We start from the raw sequence: 18875 nt of genomic DNA, 5'->3' as shown, positions 1-18875 counted from the left end.
GTCTTATCGTATAGTATTAGTATCTAGTGCTAAATTTCCGTAAAATAAGGAGTGTCATACATGTTAAAAGTACAAGAAATTCGTGAATTAATTAAACTTGTTGATCAATCAAATCTAGATGAGTTTGTGTATGAAGTTGATGATTGTAAAATTAAAATGAAGAAAAATCAGGCAGGAGTAGTTACCGTTGCTAGTCAACCGGCAGTTGCACCAGTTGTTGTTGAAGCCCCTCAGCCTCAATCAGCACCAGTTGCTGTTCAACAAGAAGCACCGAAGGCGGAAGCAGCACCTGCACCTGTTGCAAATGAAAATTTACATCAAGTTACATCTCCAATGGTTGGAACTTTTTATGCGTCGCCATCACCAGATCAAGATGTTTATGTAAAAGTAGGCGATAAAGTTTCGAATGATTCCATTGTTTGTATTGTAGAAGCAATGAAATTATTTAACGAAATCGAAGCTGAAGTAAGTGGAGAAATTGTGGAAATCCTTGTTAAGGACGGCCAATTAGTTGAATACGGTCAGCCATTATTTTTAGTAAAGCTTCAATAAGGAGATGCCGAGAATGATTAAAAAATTGCTTATTGCCAACAGAGGAGAAATCGCTGTTCGGATTATTCGTGCTTGCCGCGATTTAGGAATTGAATCAGTAGCTGTTTACTCAGAAGCTGATAAAGAAGCATTACATGTTCAACTTGCAGATGAGGCTTATTGTATTGGGCCAACTTCTTCAAAGGACAGTTATTTAAACTTTACAAATATCATTAGCGTAGCAAAGCTAACAGGTTGTGATGCGATTCACCCTGGCTATGGCTTTTTAGCTGAAAATGCAGACTTCGCAGATCTTTGCCGCGAATGTAATATTATCTTCGTTGGACCGTCTCCAGAAGCGATTACGAAGATGGGAACAAAAGACATTGCCCGTGAAACAATGAAAGAAGCGGGTGTACCAATTGTTCCAGGTTCTCAAGGAATTATTAAGGACGAGCCTGAAGCGATTGAACTGGCAAATCAAATTGGATATCCTGTCATCATTAAAGCTACAGCTGGTGGCGGTGGTAAAGGGATCCGCGTTGCTAAAAATGAAACTGAGTTGCTAAAAGGGATTAACATTACTCAGCAGGAAGCCTTAACCGCTTTCGGGAACCCTGGCGTATACATTGAAAAATTCATTGAAGATTTCCGTCATGTTGAAATTCAAGTATTAGCAGATGGTTTTGGAAATGTTGTTCATTTGGGTGAGCGTGATTGCTCGATCCAAAGAAGATTACAAAAGCTTCTGGAAGAAACGCCATCACCTGCTTTAGATAGCGAAATTCGTGAAGAAATGGGCTCAGCAGCTGTAAAAGCAGCAAAAGCAGTTGATTATACGGGTGCTGGTACGATAGAATTTATATATGATTACCGTAATCGCAAATTTTACTTCATGGAAATGAATACTCGAATTCAGGTTGAGCACCCCGTAACCGAAATGGTAACAGGAGTCGATTTAATTAAGGAACAAATTAAAGTGGCTTCTGGAGAGGCGCTACCTTTCAGTCAAGAAGAAGTACAGTTTAATGGTTGGGCAATTGAGTGTCGTATCAATGCTGAAAACCCAGAGAAGAATTTTATGCCTTCTCCTGGTAAAATAAATATGTATCTTCCACCAGGTGGTTTAGGAGTTCGAGTTGATTCAGCTGCCTACCCTGGGTACTCGATTCCTCCTTACTATGATTCTATGATTGCAAAAGTAATCACATATGGAAGCACAAGGGAAGAAGCGATTTCGAGAATGAAAAGAGCCCTAAGTGAATTTGTAGTGGAAGGAATCCATACAACGATTCCATTCCATTTGAAATTACTTTCCCATGAAAAATTCGTGGACGGTGATTTTAACACGAAGTTTTTAGAAATGTATGAGGTAATGAAAACTGATTGAATCAGGGGGTAAATAGATATGAGTGAAAATAACATTCTAGAAATGAGTCAAGGAACGGCTGGACTTGGAAAAGTTGAAATTGCTCCTGAGGTTATTGAAGTTATTGCAGGTATTGCTGCAACAGAGGTTGAAGGCGTATCACAAATGCGTGGCAACTTTGCAACGGGTGTAGTTGAAAGATTAGGGAAGAAGAATCATGGAAAAGGCGTAAAGGTAGAGTTAACGGAAGAAGGTATTAAAGTTGACGTCTATTGTTTTATGAAATTCGGTGTTTCGATTCCAACTATCGCTAATAAAGTACAGGATAACATTCGTCAAGCCTTACTCAATATGACTGCGCTAGAAGTTGAAGAAGTGAACGTTCATATTGTCGGAATTCAGTTTGAAAATCAAAAACAAGAAGTAGTTGAAACTGAACAAGAAATGTAAGATGCAAAAGCCAAAGACAGTAAGATGTCTTTGGTTTTTCTCTTTTTTGAGGCAAAATTTTAATTGAAGGATGTCAACATTGTGTCTAAAAGGAGTATTACGGAACAAAAAAATAGGAAATAGTGAGACTATAAGCTCACAATTCCTTTAACATTGTCTTTTTGTTATGCTATTATTTTTAATGACTTGTAGAAAAGTGGCGAATGGGCTGACTCATTCTTTTATAAGAAGGGTATTAGACGTTCAAGCCACCCGAGCTAGACAATTCAAAAGTACAAAGAAGATTATAACAATCCTAAAAGGAGCATTTAATAGATGATGAAAAGAAGAACAGCTAGAGAAAAGGCCTTACAGGCATTATTCCAAATTGACGTGAGTGAAGTAGACCCTAAGGATGCGATTGAGCACGTTCTAGAAGGTGCACCTAACGATCAATATTTATACAAATTGGTTCTTGGTGTAGTTGAAAATTTAGCAGCAATCGACGAAATAATCCAAGCGAATCTTGAAAATTGGACAATCGATCGCTTAGCAACCGTTGATCGAAATCTACTTCGTATTTCGGCGTATGAGCTTCTTTACTGCAAAGAAGAAGTACCGACGAAAGTAGCGATTGATGAAGCGATTGAGATTGCGAAAATATATGGTGACGACAAATCCAGTCGATTCGTGAATGGAATCCTTTCAAAAGTAAGCGAAGTGAACGGATAAGAAAAGCCTCTAAAGAGCCTTTAAAGTTGTACGAAAGAATTTGTAACGATTTAAAGGCTTATAGCATTTTTCGTGAAATTTTTTTTAAAACCAGAAAAAATTTTGCTGACTCTCTCTGCTTAGTTATACGAAAAGAGCCTTTACTAAAGGAGTTTTTTATATGAAGGAGCAACGTTATCTCACGGTTACGGCCCTAACAAAATATATAAAAAGAAAATTTGATGCCGACCCGCACCTTCAAGATGTACTTGTTAAGGGAGAAATATCAAATTTCAAACAGCATTCCAGCGGTCATATGTATTTCACCTTAAAGGATGAAAAGGCAAGAATCTTAGCTGTTATGTTCTCAGGTAGTGCTCGCTCGATGAAATTTAACCCTGAAAATGGGATGAAGGTTCTCATTACGGGAAGTATTACGCTTTATGAACAAAGTGGCCAGTATCAGATTTATGTCAAAAGTATGCAGCCAGATGGAATCGGGGATTTATATTTAGCCTATGAACAGTTGAAGGAAAAGCTAGAAAAAGAAGGACTTTTCTCTGCTGCTCATAAACAAATATTACCCAAATATCCAAAAACGGTTGGGGTTATTACCTCTCCGACTGGTGCTGCCGTCCGCGATATTATTACAACGATTAAGAGAAGATACCCTATTGCCCATATTCTTATCCTTCCTGCCCTTGTTCAGGGAGACAATGCGAAAAATTCGATTGTAAAAGCAATTGAGAAAGCAAACGAAATGGCCGAAATAGATACTTTGATTGTTGGCCGTGGTGGAGGATCAATTGAGGAGCTTTGGGCATTCAATGAGGAAATGGTCGCTCGAGCGATATACGCTTCAAAAATCCCGATTATATCTGCTGTTGGACACGAAACAGACTTTACGATTGCTGATTTTGTTGCGGATATGAGAGCTCCGACGCCGACAGGGGCTGCGGAAATGGCAGTTCCTCATATTGAAGAGCTCATGGAAAGAGTACTGACAAGGCAAACAAGATTACTTAGAGTCATGAAAGAACGAATTCAATTTGACAGACAACGTCTAAATCGGATTGAGAAATCCTATGCCTTTAAATATCCTCGTAGAGTGTATGAGCAAAAAATGGAGCAAGTTGATAAAACGACTGAGCGGCTCATTCGTGGAGCAGAAAAAGTCTTTTTAGGTAAAAAGGAAACCTTTACAAACTTACATAGACGAATTGAAAGAAACAGTCCAAATGAATTGTTAAAACAAGCACTTTTGCAGCATGAAAGACTAGCAAAACAAATGAACCGAGCAATGACAGGGATTTTTTCAGAAAAACAAAAGGATTTTCGTCAAATGATTGTCACTCTTGAGGCACTAAGCCCATTAAAGATCATGGATCGTGGCTATAGTCTGGTTTATGACGAGGAAGACAAGCTTGTTAAAAGTGTGAAGCAAATATCTACAGATGATCCGATTAAGGTTCGTATGTCGGACGGTTCGCTGCTTTGTAAAGTAGTGGATGTTCAAGGGGAGGAGAAAAAGTGATGGCAGATAAAGTATCTTTTGAAGAGGCGATGAAAAAACTTGAAGATATCGTGGAACGACTAGAAGAAGGAGATGTCCCTCTTGAGGAAGCGATCTCCATTTATCGTCAAGGAATGGAGCTTTCTAAGCTATGTCACGATAAGCTAAAAGACGTTGAAGAGCAGCTAACCCAGATTTTAACGGAAGATGGAAAGAAAGAAGACTTTTCCATTCAAGAGGAGGAATAAAGTGGAACGTTCTCTCTTGAATTCCTTTTCTCATAAATATAAGGAATTACTGGAACAGCAACTAAGGACAAGCGTTACTGAGATGAACGCGCCTTCGATTATTAAAGAAGCAATGCTCTATTCCCTTGAAGCAGGTGGAAAAAGAATTCGACCGCTCCTACTATTTGCAACTGTAAATGCGTTTGGAGAACAAGCGGAAAAGGGACTTATGACGGCAGCAGCTGTAGAAATGATTCATACATATTCTTTAATTCACGATGACTTGCCAAGCATGGATAATGACGATCTCAGAAGGGGCAGACCAACTAATCATAAGGTGTTTGGTGATGCCTTTGCGATCTTAGCAGGTGATGCCCTCTTAACATATGGATTTCAATTAATTACGGATTCAAAGAATGTAGATGCGGAAACGAAAATCCGTTTAATCCGTGAACTAGCGATCGCTGCAGGGGCTGAAGGTATGGTTGGTGGCCAGGTTGCAGATATGAATGGGGAAAATAAAGTTCTTACTTTAGAGGAACTCGAATACATTCATAATCATAAAACAGGGAAGCTTTTAGCCTTTTGTGCTGTTGCTGGAGCGATTTTATCAGGGGCAAGTGATGATATTATTGAGAAATTTAGAGCGTTTGCACTCCATCTGGGACTAGCTTTTCAAATTCGTGATGATATTCTCGATTTAGAGGGGCAAGAGGAAAAGCTTGGGAAGCCAGTTGGAAGTGATGAGCATAATCATAAGAGCACTTATCCGGCTTTGTTGACAATGGATGGGGCAAAACATACATTAGAAAAAGAGATTGAGGCTGCTAAATCGTTGTTAAAAGCGACAAGTGTTAATACGCAGTTATTAGAGGAATTAACCGATCTTGTCGCAACGCGGGACCACTGATACTAGGATTAATTGAGTAAAGACTATATATATGTTATAATACAGATTGATTTTCGTTACATAAATGATTCCATATAAGAACAAAATCAACTCTGACGTGGTGTCAGTTCGGCCGTTATCACATTAGTGTTAGCGGTTCTTTTTTCAGGGATGTTTTCTCAAGCTTTGTTGCATATGGAGTACGAATAAAACATTTTTTAAATTTCTGATGACTAAAATCGATGTGACAAGAATAAGTTTTTCTAAAAGTTGAACCGAATAAGAAATGAAAGCGAGTGATCCATTATGGATCTATTATCAATAAAAGACCCAGCCTTTTTAAAGAAAATGTCCAATGAAGAATTGGAAGTGCTCAGTCAAGACATCCGCAAATTTTTGATCGAAAAGCTTTCCGAAACGGGTGGACATATTGGTCCTAATTTAGGTGTGGTTGAATTAACGATTGCTCTTCATAAATGCTTTGACAGTCCTAAGGATAAAATCTTATGGGACGTTGGGCATCAATCATATGTTCATAAGATTCTTACTGGAAGAGCTAATCAATTTGATACTTTGAGACAATATAAAGGTCTTTGTGGTTTTCCGAAAATGATTGAAAGCGAGCATGATGTTTGGGAAACAGGACATAGCTCTACATCGCTATCTGCTGCAATGGGAATGGCGATTGCGCGCGATTTGAAAAAGGAAAAATCCTTTGTCGTTCCTGTCATCGGGGATGGAGCATTAACAGGTGGAATGGCTCTTGAGGCGCTAAATCATATTGGTCACGAAAAGAAAAATATGATTGTTGTTTTAAATGACAATGAAATGTCGATTGCGCCAAATGTCGGTGCTCTTCATAATGTATTAGGTCGTTTAAGAACAGCAGGGAAGTATCAATGGGCAAAGGATGAATTAGAGCTTCTCCTCAAGAAAATTCCAGCTGTTGGTGGAAAAATTGCTTCTACTGCGGAAAGAATTAAGGATAGCTTAAAATATTTGCTTGTTTCTGGCGTCTTCTTTGAAGAGTTAGGATTTACGTACTTAGGTCCAATTGATGGCCACGACTATGAAGCGTTATTTGAAAATCTTGCCTATGCAAAGAAAACAGAAGGTCCTGTTTTGCTTCATGTTATTACGAAAAAAGGGAAAGGCTATGAGCCAGCTGAAAATGATAAGGTTGGTACATGGCATGGAACAGGTGCTTATAAAATTGAAACAGGTGACTTTATCAAGCCTGTTGATGCACCACCGGCATGGAGTAAATTAGTTAGTGAAACGGTACGAAGAATTGCTCGCGAGGATGAGCGCGTTGTCGCGATTACTCCTGCTATGCCTGTTGGTTCGAAGCTTGAAGGTTTTGCGAGTGAGTTCCCAGATCGAATGTATGACGTAGGAATTGCTGAACAGCATGCAGCTACAGTTGCGGCAGGGTTGGCAACACAGAAGATGAAGCCGTTTTTAGCCATATATTCCACTTTCCTTCAACGTGCATATGATCAAGTGGTCCATGATATTTGTCGTCAAAATTTAAATGTTTTCTTCGGTATTGACCGAGCAGGCCTCGTTGGTGCCGATGGCGAGACTCATCAAGGTGTATTCGATATTGCCTTTTTAAGACATATCCCGAATCTTGTACTGATGATGCCGAAGGATGAAAATGAAGGGCAGCACATGGTCAATACAGCGATAAAATATGATGACGGTCCGATTGCGATGAGATTTCCGCGCGGTAATGGTCTCGGCGTTCCGATGGATAAAGAGCTTAAAGAGATTCCAATTGGGACTTGGGAAGTTCTTAAGGAAGGAACTGACGGCGTTATTTTAACGTTTGGAACGACGATTCCGATGGCATTAAAGGCTACGGAAATTCTTGAAAAACAAGGCATTTCAATCAAAGTGGTGAATGCTCGTTTCATTAAGCCACTGGATGAAAAAATGCTTCTTGAGCTTTTTGAACTGAACATCCCAATCCTCACACTCGAAGAAGCTGTTCTCCAGGGAGGATTCGGTAGTTCTGTATTAGAATTCGCTGCGGATCAAGGTTACCACCATCTTCAAATTGATCGTATGGGAATCCCGGATAAATTTATCGAGCACGGCAGTGTTAATGAATTGTTAGAGGAAATCGGTTTAACAACAGAGGATGTCGTGAAAAAGCTACAATCTCTAGCTAGAAAAAAACAAAAAAGGGCTTAAGCGATGAAAACAAAAAAGGAACGGATCGATGTTTTGCTAGTTGAAAGAGGCTTAGCTGAAACTCGTGAAAAAGCAAAGAGAGCCGTTATGGCTGGTCTTGTATATTGTAATGAAGAACGTGTAGACAAGCCAGGAGAGAAGATTAGCGTTGATAGTCCTCTTGTGATAAAGGGCAATGTCCTCCCCTATGTGAGTAGGGGTGGATTAAAGCTTGAAAAGGCCTTAAAGGTTTTTGATGTTGAAGTAAAAGATAAAGTGTTAATTGATATCGGGGCTTCTACAGGCGGGTTTACCGACTGTGCTCTCCAAAATGGAGCAAAAATGTCATATGCCCTTGATGTAGGTTACAATCAGTTAGCATGGAAACTAAGACAGGATGAGCGGGTTGTGGTAATGGAAAGAACGAATTTTCGTTATGTCACACCTGCTGATTTAGTTGGTGAGATGCCTAATTTTGCATCGATTGATGTTTCCTTTATTTCACTCAAGTTGATTTTACCAGTGTTAAAAACATTGCTCGTAACAGGTAGTGATATTGTTGCACTAGTAAAGCCTCAGTTTGAGGCAGGTAGAGAACAGGTTGGAAAAAAGGGGATTGTAAGAGACCCGAAGGTGCATGAGGCTGTCGTAGATAAAATGATCGACTTTGCCATAAACGAAGGCTATGATGTGAAGAATTTATCATTCTCTCCGATTACCGGTGGAGATGGCAATATCGAATTTCTTCTACATCTTCGGTGGAATGGCGCAAAGGAAAAAGGAGAATTGGAATTACCAACGCCTCCTTCTCAAATAGTGTCAGATGCCCATCAACAACTTAAGAGTAAACAAAATGAAGAATAGCAATAAGTCCAATCATCTCGATTGGACTTTTTTGCTCTTATTTTTGGATAAGCGCAACTTTCATTTGTATTTCGTTTTCTACACCTCTATAATAGAATGTATGTTCGTCTGTGTGTCATGAACTATTCAAATTATATTTGTTTCTAAACATTTTTATGCAAATATAGAGGATTTTGTCAGGATTTGCCGAATAAATATACGAAAAAGTATACATTTTTACGAAATTCCGCTAACATATTAGGGAATACATAACAGCAAAGAGTAGAATTGTATAATTCTTGAGGTGATGGTATGAATAAAGGTCAAAGACATATTAAAATACGAGAAATTATTACGAATAATGATATTGAAACCCAGGATGATCTCGTTGATCAACTAAAAAGTGCTGGATTCAATGTAACACAGGCAACCGTTTCAAGAGATATTAAGGAGCTTCACTTAGTCAAAGTACCTCTCATGGATGGACGCTACAAATATAGCCTCCCAGCTGACCAACGTTTTAACCCATTACAAAAGCTTAAAAGAAATTTAATGGATGCATTCGTCAGAATTGACCATGCAGGTCACTTGTTAGTCATGAAGACTTTGCCTGGGAATGCTATGGCCATCGGTGCTCTCATTGATAATCTTGATTGGGAAGAAATTCTTGGGACAATCTGTGGTGATGATACGATTTTGATTATTTGTAAATCAGAAGCCGAGACAGAAGGAATTCAGGCTCGTTTTCTTGAAATGTTATAAATCTCGAGGTGACATTCATGCTTAGTGAATTATCCATCAAAAATTTTGCGATTATCGAAGAACTCTCCATTTCCTTTGAAAAAGGTTTGACCGTACTTTCAGGGGAAACGGGTGCTGGAAAATCGATTATCATTGATGCGATTCATTTAATAGTTGGTGGAAGAGGCTCGTCGGAATTTGTCCGCCATGGGGAAGATAAAACAGAGATCGAAGGGCTTTTTCAAATCGATAGTGACGGACATCCTTTATTTTCAAAGGCTGAGGAATTCGGCATCGATGTAGAAGAAGGGATGATTGTTTTACGACGAGAGATCTCCAAAAGTGGAAAAAGCGTATGTAGGATCAATGGGAAGCTTGTGACCATTTCTACTCTTAGAGAAATTGGCAGCACACTAGTGGATATTCATGGACAACATGAGCATCAAGAATTGATGGATGAAACAAAGCATCTTTCATTGCTTGACCAATTTGGAGGGGAAGAGATTGAGGGTGCTTCACAGGAATACATAAGCATTTATCAATCCTATGTAGAAACATTAAAAAGACTAAAAGACTTAAGTGAAAATGAACAACAAATGGCACACCGTGTCGATTTGCTTTCTTTTCAATTAGATGAAATTCAAAAAGCTGATCTAAAATTAAATGAAGATGAAGAGCTCATCGAAGAAAAAAGACGACTGAGCAACTATGAAAAACTTCATGAAGCCATTAATTTGAGTTACTCTGCCCTTCAGGGGGATAACAAAGGGCTTGATTGGCTAGGTCTTGCTATGAGCCATCTAGAGGATGCAGCTTCCATAGATACAGAATATAAGGAAACGGCTGAGACAGTATCAAATAGCTTTTACCAGCTTGAAGATGTCATGAGAAGCTTACGTAATGAGCTTGACTCCCTTGAGTTTGATCCAGAACGTCTAAGCAATATTGAAGAACGTTTGAATGAAATTAATCAATTAAAACGTAAATATGGAAAGACCATTGAGGAAATTTTGGAATATGGGGCTAAGATTGAAGAAGAATTAGAAACCTTACAAAATAAAGAAACCCATATTGAAAAACTACAGAAAGAACTTTCGATCATTAAGAAAGATCTCGCTGTTGAGGCCCGTGAATTAAGCAATATCAGACAGAAATATGCCGGAGAATTAACGGCTCTTATTCATAAAGAGCTTAAAGAGCTATATATGGAAAAGACCGTGTTTGAAGTTCGATTCAGAAGTGATTATGAAAACTTCACTCCTGCTGGTTCTGACAAAGTTGAATTTTATTTATCCACGAATCCAGGAGAACCATTAAAGCAGCTTTCAAAAACGGCTTCTGGAGGAGAGCTTTCAAGAATCATGCTTGCATTAAAAAGTATTTTCTCCAAGCATCAAGGTGTTACATCGATTATTTTTGATGAAGTTGATACTGGTGTAAGTGGAAGAGTTGCACAAGCAATAGCTGAAAAAATTTATCATGTCTCTGTTGATTCACAAGTTCTTTGTATTTCCCATTTGCCGCAAGTTGCCGCAATGGCTGATTCCCATCTTTATATTGCAAAAAATATCTTGGATGGAAGAACAAGAACATCTGTGAAGAAATTGGAAGAAAATGAAAAAATCAGTGAAATTGGGCGAATGATTTCTGGTGTTGAAATTACGGATTTAACAAAAGAACATGCCAAGGAACTGCTCCAATTAGCGAAAGAAATTAAAATAATTTGAAAAGCTATCCAGACTGGGTAGCTTTTTTATATGTGTTCTGGTTATAAATGAGTCTGAAGCAGGCAAAATTAATGATGTAGCCATTAAAGAGTGAGTGTGTGGACTAGAAGCGAGGAGAGTGAAGATGTTGAGTTTTGAACTTCTTAGAAAAATAATTGGTGGAATTCTCCTTGTTTCAATCGTTGCAATTGGATTTTCCAAACCAGTTCAACAATATATTCAATTACCGAAAGAAATTACCCTATTTGAAGGACAAGAGTTTTCTTTTCAAAAATCACAGCCGGTTTCGGCAGAGGTAAAAGACGACAATCTTAGTGTGTCAGTTGATGATGCGGACAATACCGTTTCCTTAAATGCGAAAAAGTACGGGAAAAATGAAATGCTTTTAGAGTTAGCTGGGTTTCCGATTAAAAAGGTTGATGTGAATGTTTTAAAGGATTTTAAAGTAATCCCAGGCGGTCAATCAATTGGTGTAAAGCTTAACACAGTAGGGGTGCTTGTGGTCGGGCACCATCAAGTAAATACACAAGAAGGAAAGCAGTCTCCTGGTGAAGCGGCAGGAATCAAAGTTGGAGACATTATTACGAAGATAAACGGAAAGCAGATTGAGAAAATGTCAGATGTAGCTCCATTTGTTCAAGAAGCAGGAGAATCTGGCGAACCACTTAAGCTTGAAATTAGCCGTGAGAGTGGTAAAATGTCAACAGAGTTAAAACCTCAGAAAGAAAAAGGGGAAGAAAAATATAAGCTCGGTCTCTATATTCGAGATTCAGCTGCGGGAATTGGGACGATGACGTTTTATCATCCTCAATCAAAACGCTATGGGGCTTTAGGTCATGTCATTTCGGACATGGACACGAAAAAGCCAATTGTTGTAGAAGATGGACAAATTGTTCGCTCTACTGTAACGTCTATTGAAAAAGGAAGCAATGGGGATCCCGGCGAGAAACTGGCTAGGTTCTCTTCAGATAAAGAAGTAATTGGTGACATCACAAGGAACAGCCCTTTTGGGATTTTCGGTACACTTAATCGGGAAATTGAAAATGGAGTTATGGATAAAGCTTTACCAATTGCTTTATCTCATCAAGTAAAAGAAGGTCCTGCTCAAATACTGACAGTAGTTGATAATGACGAAGTAAAGCTCTTCGATATAGAAATTGTCAGTACGATTCCACAAAAGTTTCCAGCAACTAAAGGAATGGTCATTAAGGTAACGGACAAAGAACTACTAGAGAAAACAGGAGGGATTGTTCAAGGGATGTCGGGTAGCCCGATCATTCAAGATGGAAAGGTTGTTGGAGCGGTCACTCACGTGTTTGTTAATGATCCGACATCAGGATACGGTGTCCACATTGAATGGATGTTAAACGAAGCAGGAATTGATATTTATGAAAAAGAAGAACAAAAAGCGAGTTAACTAAAAGCTGAGAAGATTAGGCGGAAACTTTTCCGCCTTTTTCTTCCGTTAAAAATAAAGATTTTTCGACAAAATGATGTGAAGAAAAAAATCAACTGACGAAACAAGTCGAAAATACAAGAAAACGGGAGAAAATTAAAGATTTTAATCAATTTCGTAGAAAAAATTAAAAAATGAAGAGGATTTTTATTGGCTTTGTCGAATTGAATAATTAGAATAGAAATATAGACATTTCAATAAGAGACGAGAAACTCAAAAGGTCGAGGAGGAAACTGTACGTGAAGAAAATAAAAGTTTGTATCGTGGATGACAATCGAGAACTAGTGGGTCTGTTAGAGGATTATGTATCTTCGCAGGAAGATATGGAAGTTGTGGGTGTTGCTCACAATGGTCAGGAATGCCTCGAAGTTTTGGCTGAAACTGACCCTGATGTTCTTGTTTTAGATATTATCATGCCGCATTTAGATGGATTAGCTGTATTAGAACGAGTACGTGAATTGAAAAAGAATTCTCTTCCTAGTGTAATTATGCTTACAGCATTCGGACAAGAGGATGTAACGAAGAAAGCTGTGGAACTAGGCGCTTCTTATTTTATTTTGAAGCCATTTGATCTAGAGCACTTGGGAAATCATATCCGCCAAGTTAGTGGCAGACCAAGCCCTGTTATGAGAAAACCAATGTTATCTGCATCTAGAATGGTTGTAGAAGAAAAACCAAAGAATCTTGATGCAAGCATTACTAGCATTATTCATGAAATTGGTGTTCCTGCGCATATTAAAGGTTATTTATATTTAAGAGAAGCGATTTCCATGGTTTATAACGATATTGAATTATTGGGTTCCATTACAAAAGTGTTATATCCAGATATTGCGAAAAAGTACAATACAACAGCGAGCCGTGTTGAGCGCGCCATCCGTCATGCAATTGAAGTAGCTTGGAGTCGCGGTAATATTGATTCAATTTCGTCCTTATTTGGCTACACAGTATCCATGTCTAAGGCAAAACCAACAAACTCAGAGTTTATCGCAATGGTGGCAGATAAATTACGCTTGGAGCATAAAGCTTCTTGAAAAGAATAGTCATACAAGTGAAAGGCGCCGAAATGGCGTCTTTTATTTTGTTGAGTTATTTAAAAATCCTAAGGATTACTTAGATTTTTGGTTCTAAAGAAATAGGCTTGTGAAAAGAGAACTATTTTTTCATACAATTTCTACAATTAATGATTTATACTGATGTTAGAACTTTTATTTTTGAAAGGTACTTTCAAATGGAAAAATTTAAAAATGAATATATCTTGATCGAAGAAGAACATCATACTATTTATGTAACCGTTTTTAAGAGAGGCTTTTTACTAAGGCATTTTCTTGAAATCATTCGTGATATTCCAACGATTAAGATTACGCAAGACAAAAACCTTCAAGAAGCGCTCGTTTTAGCATCAAATGTCAGAGTGGAAATTGGTGAAAACTTACCTCTTATTTGTTTATCCGTTTCAGAAGATAAAATGGAAGCGTCCATCGTATTGAATTGTACGCAGGCGGATTTGGACGCTAGAAGAGAATTTTATATCGGGGAAATCCTGAAAACGATACATGATAATAAAGTAACTGAAGGGATTCTAGTTGATAGGTTACAAGACGGACTTCGTCCTCAGCAGGAAATACTTATCGCTCGCGGAGTTCAACCAATTGATGGGAAAGACGCCCAGATTCGTTATTTCTCTCTTTCTGAACGGAAACCTACGATTCGTCAGGATGGTACAGCGGATTATTATGATATGAACTTTATCGATGAAGTGAAAAAAGGGGATTGGCTCGGCGAAAAAATCCCAGCCACGAATGGGACATCAGGCCGAACCATAACTGGTGAAATGGTTGTCCCTATAAAGGGACGAGATCTCAAACTCCTGTATGACCGAAAGTCCGTTGTCGAAGAGGAAGAAGACGGCAGTAAGATGGTTCTAAGAGCCATAATTGATGGGGTCGTTTCATTTGAGCAAGGAAAAATTTCCGTTGGTGATCATCTGAGAATCGATGGAGATGTAGGGATTGAAACTGGGAATATCATTTTCGATGGAAGTGTAACCATTCGTGGGATTGTCCAACCGGGATTTTCAGTCGCAGCTACTAAAGATATCTCGATTCTTGGTGAGATGGGACTTAGTGGGATCAAATCGATTACATCGCAAAATGGTGATATTTTTATTAAAGGTGGCATTTTTGGACAGGGTACATCGAAAGTCAAGGCTGGTCGAAATATATTCCTCAAGCATGCCAATGACAGTCATCTTATTGCGAAAGAGGATATACATATTGGCTATTACGCGATTGGGAGCTCTTTAAATGCACGCCATATTCTTACTGAAGAAAGACACGGGAAAATAATTGGTGGGAAGCTTGAAGCGAAGGGGAAGGTTGTAGCTGCTATTATTGGAAATAGTATGGAAAGAAAAACATTTATACATATTGAAGGATTCAACCGTTCCGTTTTAACAGAACAGCTGGAAGAAATGCTCCAAGAGTACAAAAAGGAATTAACTGCTTTCGAAACATTAAAAAAACGAATCGATGCCTTTGAAAATTCTTCGAGAAGAAAAGAAGAAGACAGTCAGCTACAAGTAATGCAGGAAGAATTCGATCAAAGATTGTCGAGTCTTTCGAAGCTAGATGACAAATGTAAATACGTCGCTAATCTCCTCGAAATAAAAGGGGAAGGAGAGGTTACCATTAAAAAGGTTGCCTATCCTGGAACATTTTTGGAAATCAAAAACGCAGGTAAAAGAATTGCTACCTCCGTCATGGGTACTTTTTATGTGACAGGGAGTATACTGCAGTACGAATAAAAAAGTTCGGGCGATGCTCTGAGACTTGAAGGAGGTAATTTGCTTGACACTCATTTTTGCTCACCGCGGATATTCTGCTAAATATCCAGAAAACACGATGAGGGCTTTTAGGGAAGCAGAGAAGGCTGGTGCTGATGGGATTGAACTAGATGTCCAGTTTTCGAAGGATGGCGAAATTGTTGTTATTCATGATGACAAAGTAGATCGGACTACAAATGGAACTGGGTTTGTAAAGGATTATACGTTTGACGAATTACGTAAACTTGATGCCGGTTACAAGCATAAGACTTTATTAAAAAAAGAGCCAATTCCATCGATAAAGGAAGTTCTTGAGTGGCTCAAAACAAACCAGCTTCAATGCAATATTGAAATTAAAAGTAGTCTGGAATCGTATATGAAAATTGAGGCACCTCTAATTGGGCTTATCCGAGAATATGGGCTGTCAGAAAGAATCATTATCTCGTCTTTTAATCATTATAGTATTGTATACTGCCATAGAATCGCTCCAGAAATCGAGATAGCGCCACTTTATGCTGAAGGACTATTTATGCCGTGGATCTATTCTGAGTCGATTAAGGCAAAGGGGATGCATCCGAATCACAAGGTTGCACCGAATGAGATTATTAAAGCGGCAGAAGAATATGGCATTCAAGTACGACCATACACTGTTAACAAAGAAAAAGATATGCGGAGATTGTTTGAAATTGGCTGCTCTGCATTTATTACAGACGACCCAGTAAAAGCGCTAAAAATTCGCAAACAATATTAAAAAAATGCTTGGTGAAATCATTCTCACCAAGCATTTATGCTTTAAATCGGCCTTGTACTTTGTTTTTCTTTCGATCACGATGTAAGATGAATCCTCCGATGAAGGCTAATCCTGCCACAAAAAGAAGCAATCCTACGAGAAATTGGAGCCATAGAAAAGAAGCTGTGAAAGGACCATTCGTAATTCCGAATACCATGTCCCTCATTAATTTCACTCCGTAAGCTGCAAATGCTCCAGGTATGACTAATATTAATAACGCGAAAATTCGTATCATAAAAATCCTCTTTCCTTATTCTTCCCCTATATTATAGCATGCCTTTTCCTACATAAATAGGCGAAAACTTTCCAAAGAAAAATTGTCAAAGTGAAAATTAAACACTACAATAAGAATGTATGCAAAAATATTCAAGGTAGAGTGAATCATCGACCATGAAAAATTTTTCTTACTAAATAGATTCTGCAATGTACATAAAATTTTTTAGCACTTCCCATATGAAACTGATTAAACTAAAGGCGGGAGAAGCATCATGCAAACGGTGATGATAGTTGGCGCAGGGACCGGTGGTCTGGCCATTCTTAAAATTTTAAAAGAAACGGCCGTCTTAGATGTTAAAGTTGTCATCGATGTAGATGAAAATGCTCCGGGGATGCTATTTGCGAAAGAACAGGGTATCTCAACAGACGCAGATTGGACAGCCTACCTAAATGATCCGGTTGATATCATTATTGAGGTAACCGGGAAAGATGATGTTTTTAAAGCGATTCTTGAGAAAAGGAATCGAAATACAGTTTTAATTCCTGGAAGTGTAGCTTACCTTATTGCAAAATTAATTGAGGAAAAGGAAGAGCTCATTAAAAGACTGGAAAATGAAACCTATAAGCACGATTTGATTTTTAATGCAACGGATGACGGCATGTTGGTTGTTGATAAGGATGCTCGGATCATTTTGATAAACAAAAGTGCAGCCAGGATGATTGGGATAAAGAGGAGAGACATCATCGGTAAAAATGTTTTAGATGTCATCCCGACAAGTCGTTTGCCAATGATAATACGAACGGGCCGTCCAGAGTCGAACCAGGAGCAAGTCCTCGCAAATGGATTGAAAATTATTACAACCCGTATTCCTATGATTGATGAAAACCATCAGTTAATCGGTGCCTTTGCCGTGTTTAAGGATATCACCGAGGTTGTTAATCTCGCGGAAGAATTAACGAACCAAAAAGAAATCCAAACAATGCTTGAGGCTGTAATCCAGTCAAGTGAGGAAGCCATTTCTGTAGTTGATGAGTATGGAAAAGGGATTATTATCAATCCCGCCTATACACGAATTACGGGTTTAAGTGAAGATGAGGTAATTGGTCAGCCAGCAACAGCGGATATCTCCGAAGGCGATGAAAGTATGCATTATAAGGTGCTAAAGACAAGGAAACCTGTCCGTGGAGTTGCTATGCGATTAGGTCCTCATAAACGTGAAGTAATTGTCAATGTAGCTCCTGTAATTGTTGATGGGAAGCTAAAGGGCAGTGTTGGCGTCATTCACGATATGTCTGAAATAAAAAACTTAAATCGAGAATTAAATCGAGCAAGGCAGATTATTCGTACGCTTGAGGCTAAGTATTCCTTTGAAGATATTATTGGCGACTCAACCGAATTTCAATTAGCGATAGAACAAGCAAAGCTTGGAGCGAAGACACCAGCGACAGTTCTTCTTCGTGGTGAATCAGGTACGGGCAAGGAGTTATTTGCCCATGCAATACATAATGCAAGTGATCGAAAGTACAATAAATTCGTTCGAGTAAACTGTGCAGCTCTTTCAGAATCTTTGTTAGAGAGTGAACTTTTTGGATATGAGGAAGGTGCATTCTCAGGAGCAAAGAGAGGCGGGAAACGAGGGCTTTTTGAAGAAGCCAATAATGGTAGTATTTTTTTGGATGAGATTGGTGAATTATCAGCTAATACACAAGCGAAACTATTAAGAGTCCTACAAGAAAATGAAATTACCCGAGTTGGCGGAACAAAGCCGATTTCCATCAATGTAAGAGTCATCGCAGCTACAAATGTTAATATTGAAAAAGGAATCATAAACGGAACATTCCGTGAGGATTTATATTATCGCCTCAATCGAATGCCGATTCATATTCCGCCATTAAGAGATAGAAAAGATGATATTCCATCATTGTGCAATCGACTTTTACAAAAGATAAACCAGGATTATGGTCGTAATGTTGAAGGAATTACACCTGCTGCTATGAAGCTTTTGCTTCAATACAATTGGCCGGGGAATGTGCGGGAACTTGATAATATTCTTGGACGAGCCGTCATTTTTATGAACTATCATGAAAATGAAATCGACGTCCATCATATTCCTGAACTAAAAATGAGCCAAGAAACGAAAGTCGAGCCTTCTTTTTCGCCGATTTCTAACGGAGAATCCTTGAATAGCGTATTGGAGCAGTATGAAAGGAATATTATTATCGACACGTTGGAAAAAATGAAAGGGAATAAAACGGAGACAGCAAAAGCCTTAGGACTTTCGCTACGGAATTTATATTACAAGCTTGAAAAATTAGAGATTGCAAATGATAGCACGCAAAATTTTTCATAATCATGCAATAAATTTCATAGTCGAGTTCATTATTAAAACGCTTTCTAAATAATTCGTTTTGGCACGAAACTTGCAAAAAAGTA

The 18875-nt window shown here is 38.5% G+C and carries 16 protein-coding genes and 1 pseudogene; 16 read left to right on the top strand and 1 reads right to left on the bottom strand.

What is annotated here, in order from left to right; all coding sequences use genetic code 11:
• Nucleotides 1–60 precede the first annotated feature (60 nt).
• The 15 genes and pseudogenes from accB (at nt 61) to FAR12_RS04820 (ending at nt 16186) form a co-directional block, all read left to right on the top strand.
• Nucleotides 61–552 carry an acetyl-CoA carboxylase biotin carboxyl carrier protein gene (gene accB / locus FAR12_RS04890; protein ID WP_126406941.1) on the top strand — a complete coding sequence of 164 codons (492 nt, stop codon included), beginning with the start codon at nt 61–63 and terminating at the stop codon, nt 550–552.
• A 13-nt stretch (nt 553–565) separates the two neighbouring features.
• Nucleotides 566–1921 (top strand): acetyl-CoA carboxylase biotin carboxylase subunit, encoded by a 1356-nt coding sequence (gene accC, locus FAR12_RS04885; protein ID WP_126406939.1) that lies wholly within the window; start codon nt 566–568, stop codon nt 1919–1921.
• An 18-nt stretch (nt 1922–1939) separates the two neighbouring features.
• Nucleotides 1940–2350: an Asp23/Gls24 family envelope stress response protein gene (locus tag FAR12_RS04880; protein WP_126406937.1), complete on the top strand. Its 411-nt coding sequence runs from the start codon at nt 1940–1942 to the stop codon at nt 2348–2350.
• Nucleotides 2351–2668: 318 nt separating this feature from the next.
• A complete protein-coding gene (gene nusB, locus FAR12_RS04875; RefSeq protein ID WP_126407418.1) occupies nt 2669–3061 on the top strand; it encodes a transcription antitermination factor NusB in 393 nt (130 codons plus the stop codon).
• Between the two features lie 160 nt (nt 3062–3221).
• Nucleotides 3222–4574 carry an exodeoxyribonuclease VII large subunit gene (gene xseA / locus FAR12_RS04870; RefSeq protein ID WP_126406936.1) on the top strand — a complete coding sequence of 451 codons (1353 nt, stop codon included), beginning with the start codon at nt 3222–3224 and terminating at the stop codon, nt 4572–4574.
• Nucleotides 4574–4801: an exodeoxyribonuclease VII small subunit gene (locus FAR12_RS04865; protein WP_126406934.1), complete on the top strand. Its 228-nt coding sequence runs from the start codon at nt 4574–4576 to the stop codon at nt 4799–4801. The genes xseA and FAR12_RS04865 overlap by 1 nt, the downstream gene beginning before the upstream one ends.
• A 1-nt stretch (nt 4802) precedes the next feature.
• Nucleotides 4803–5690 (top strand): polyprenyl synthetase family protein, encoded by an 888-nt coding sequence (locus tag FAR12_RS04860; RefSeq protein ID WP_246010292.1) that lies wholly within the window; start codon nt 4803–4805, stop codon nt 5688–5690.
• Nucleotides 5691–5975: 285 nt separating this feature from the next.
• A pseudogene (gene dxs, locus FAR12_RS04855) lies at nt 5976–7912 on the top strand (1-deoxy-D-xylulose-5-phosphate synthase).
• The gene (locus FAR12_RS04850; RefSeq protein ID WP_126406928.1) at nt 7872–8711 is read left to right on the top strand and encodes a TlyA family RNA methyltransferase; all 840 of its coding nucleotides are present in this window, start codon (nt 7872–7874) and stop codon (nt 8709–8711) included. The pseudogene dxs and the gene FAR12_RS04850 overlap by 41 nt, the downstream one beginning before the upstream one ends.
• A gap of 291 nt (nt 8712–9002) precedes the next feature.
• On the top strand, nt 9003–9452 hold the full coding sequence (gene ahrC, locus FAR12_RS04845) for a transcriptional regulator AhrC/ArgR (RefSeq protein WP_126406926.1): 450 nt from the start codon (nt 9003–9005) through the stop codon (nt 9450–9452).
• A 17-nt stretch (nt 9453–9469) separates the two neighbouring features.
• The gene (gene recN / locus FAR12_RS04840) at nt 9470–11158 is read left to right on the top strand and encodes a DNA repair protein RecN (RefSeq protein ID WP_126406924.1); all 1689 of its coding nucleotides are present in this window, start codon (nt 9470–9472) and stop codon (nt 11156–11158) included.
• Nucleotides 11159–11282: 124 nt separating this feature from the next.
• Nucleotides 11283–12575 (top strand): SpoIVB peptidase, encoded by a 1293-nt coding sequence (gene spoIVB, locus FAR12_RS04835; RefSeq protein ID WP_425456140.1) that lies wholly within the window; start codon nt 11283–11285, stop codon nt 12573–12575.
• A 278-nt stretch (nt 12576–12853) separates the two neighbouring features.
• Complete coding sequence (gene spo0A / locus FAR12_RS04830; RefSeq protein ID WP_126406922.1) at nt 12854–13645, top strand: sporulation transcription factor Spo0A; 792 nt, start codon at nt 12854–12856, stop codon at nt 13643–13645.
• 197 nt (nt 13646–13842) lie between these two features.
• Nucleotides 13843–15417: a flagellar assembly protein A gene (locus FAR12_RS04825; RefSeq protein ID WP_126406920.1), complete on the top strand. Its 1575-nt coding sequence runs from the start codon at nt 13843–13845 to the stop codon at nt 15415–15417.
• Between the two features lie 43 nt (nt 15418–15460).
• A complete protein-coding gene (locus FAR12_RS04820) occupies nt 15461–16186 on the top strand; it encodes a glycerophosphodiester phosphodiesterase (RefSeq protein ID WP_126406918.1) in 726 nt (241 codons plus the stop codon).
• 34 nt (nt 16187–16220) lie between these two features.
• On the opposite strand, the gene FAR12_RS04815 is transcribed toward FAR12_RS04820, so the two are convergent.
• Nucleotides 16221–16460, bottom strand: coding sequence for a DUF2627 domain-containing protein (locus tag FAR12_RS04815; protein ID WP_126406916.1), 240 nt, complete (start codon nt 16458–16460; stop codon nt 16221–16223).
• Nucleotides 16461–16713: 253 nt separating this feature from the next.
• Here FAR12_RS04815 and FAR12_RS04810 point away from each other — a divergent pair, with 253 nt between their 5' ends.
• Nucleotides 16714–18792: a sigma-54 interaction domain-containing protein gene (locus tag FAR12_RS04810; RefSeq protein WP_126406914.1), complete on the top strand. Its 2079-nt coding sequence runs from the start codon at nt 16714–16716 to the stop codon at nt 18790–18792.
• Nucleotides 18793–18875 lie beyond the last annotated feature (83 nt).

The sequence above is a fragment of the Bacillus yapensis genome (assembly GCF_005280205.1).
Lineage (GTDB): Bacteria > Bacillota > Bacilli > Bacillales > Cytobacillaceae > Robertmurraya > Robertmurraya yapensis.
Note: the sequence above shows the minus strand (reverse complement) of the source record. Positions and strands in the feature narration are given on the sequence as shown.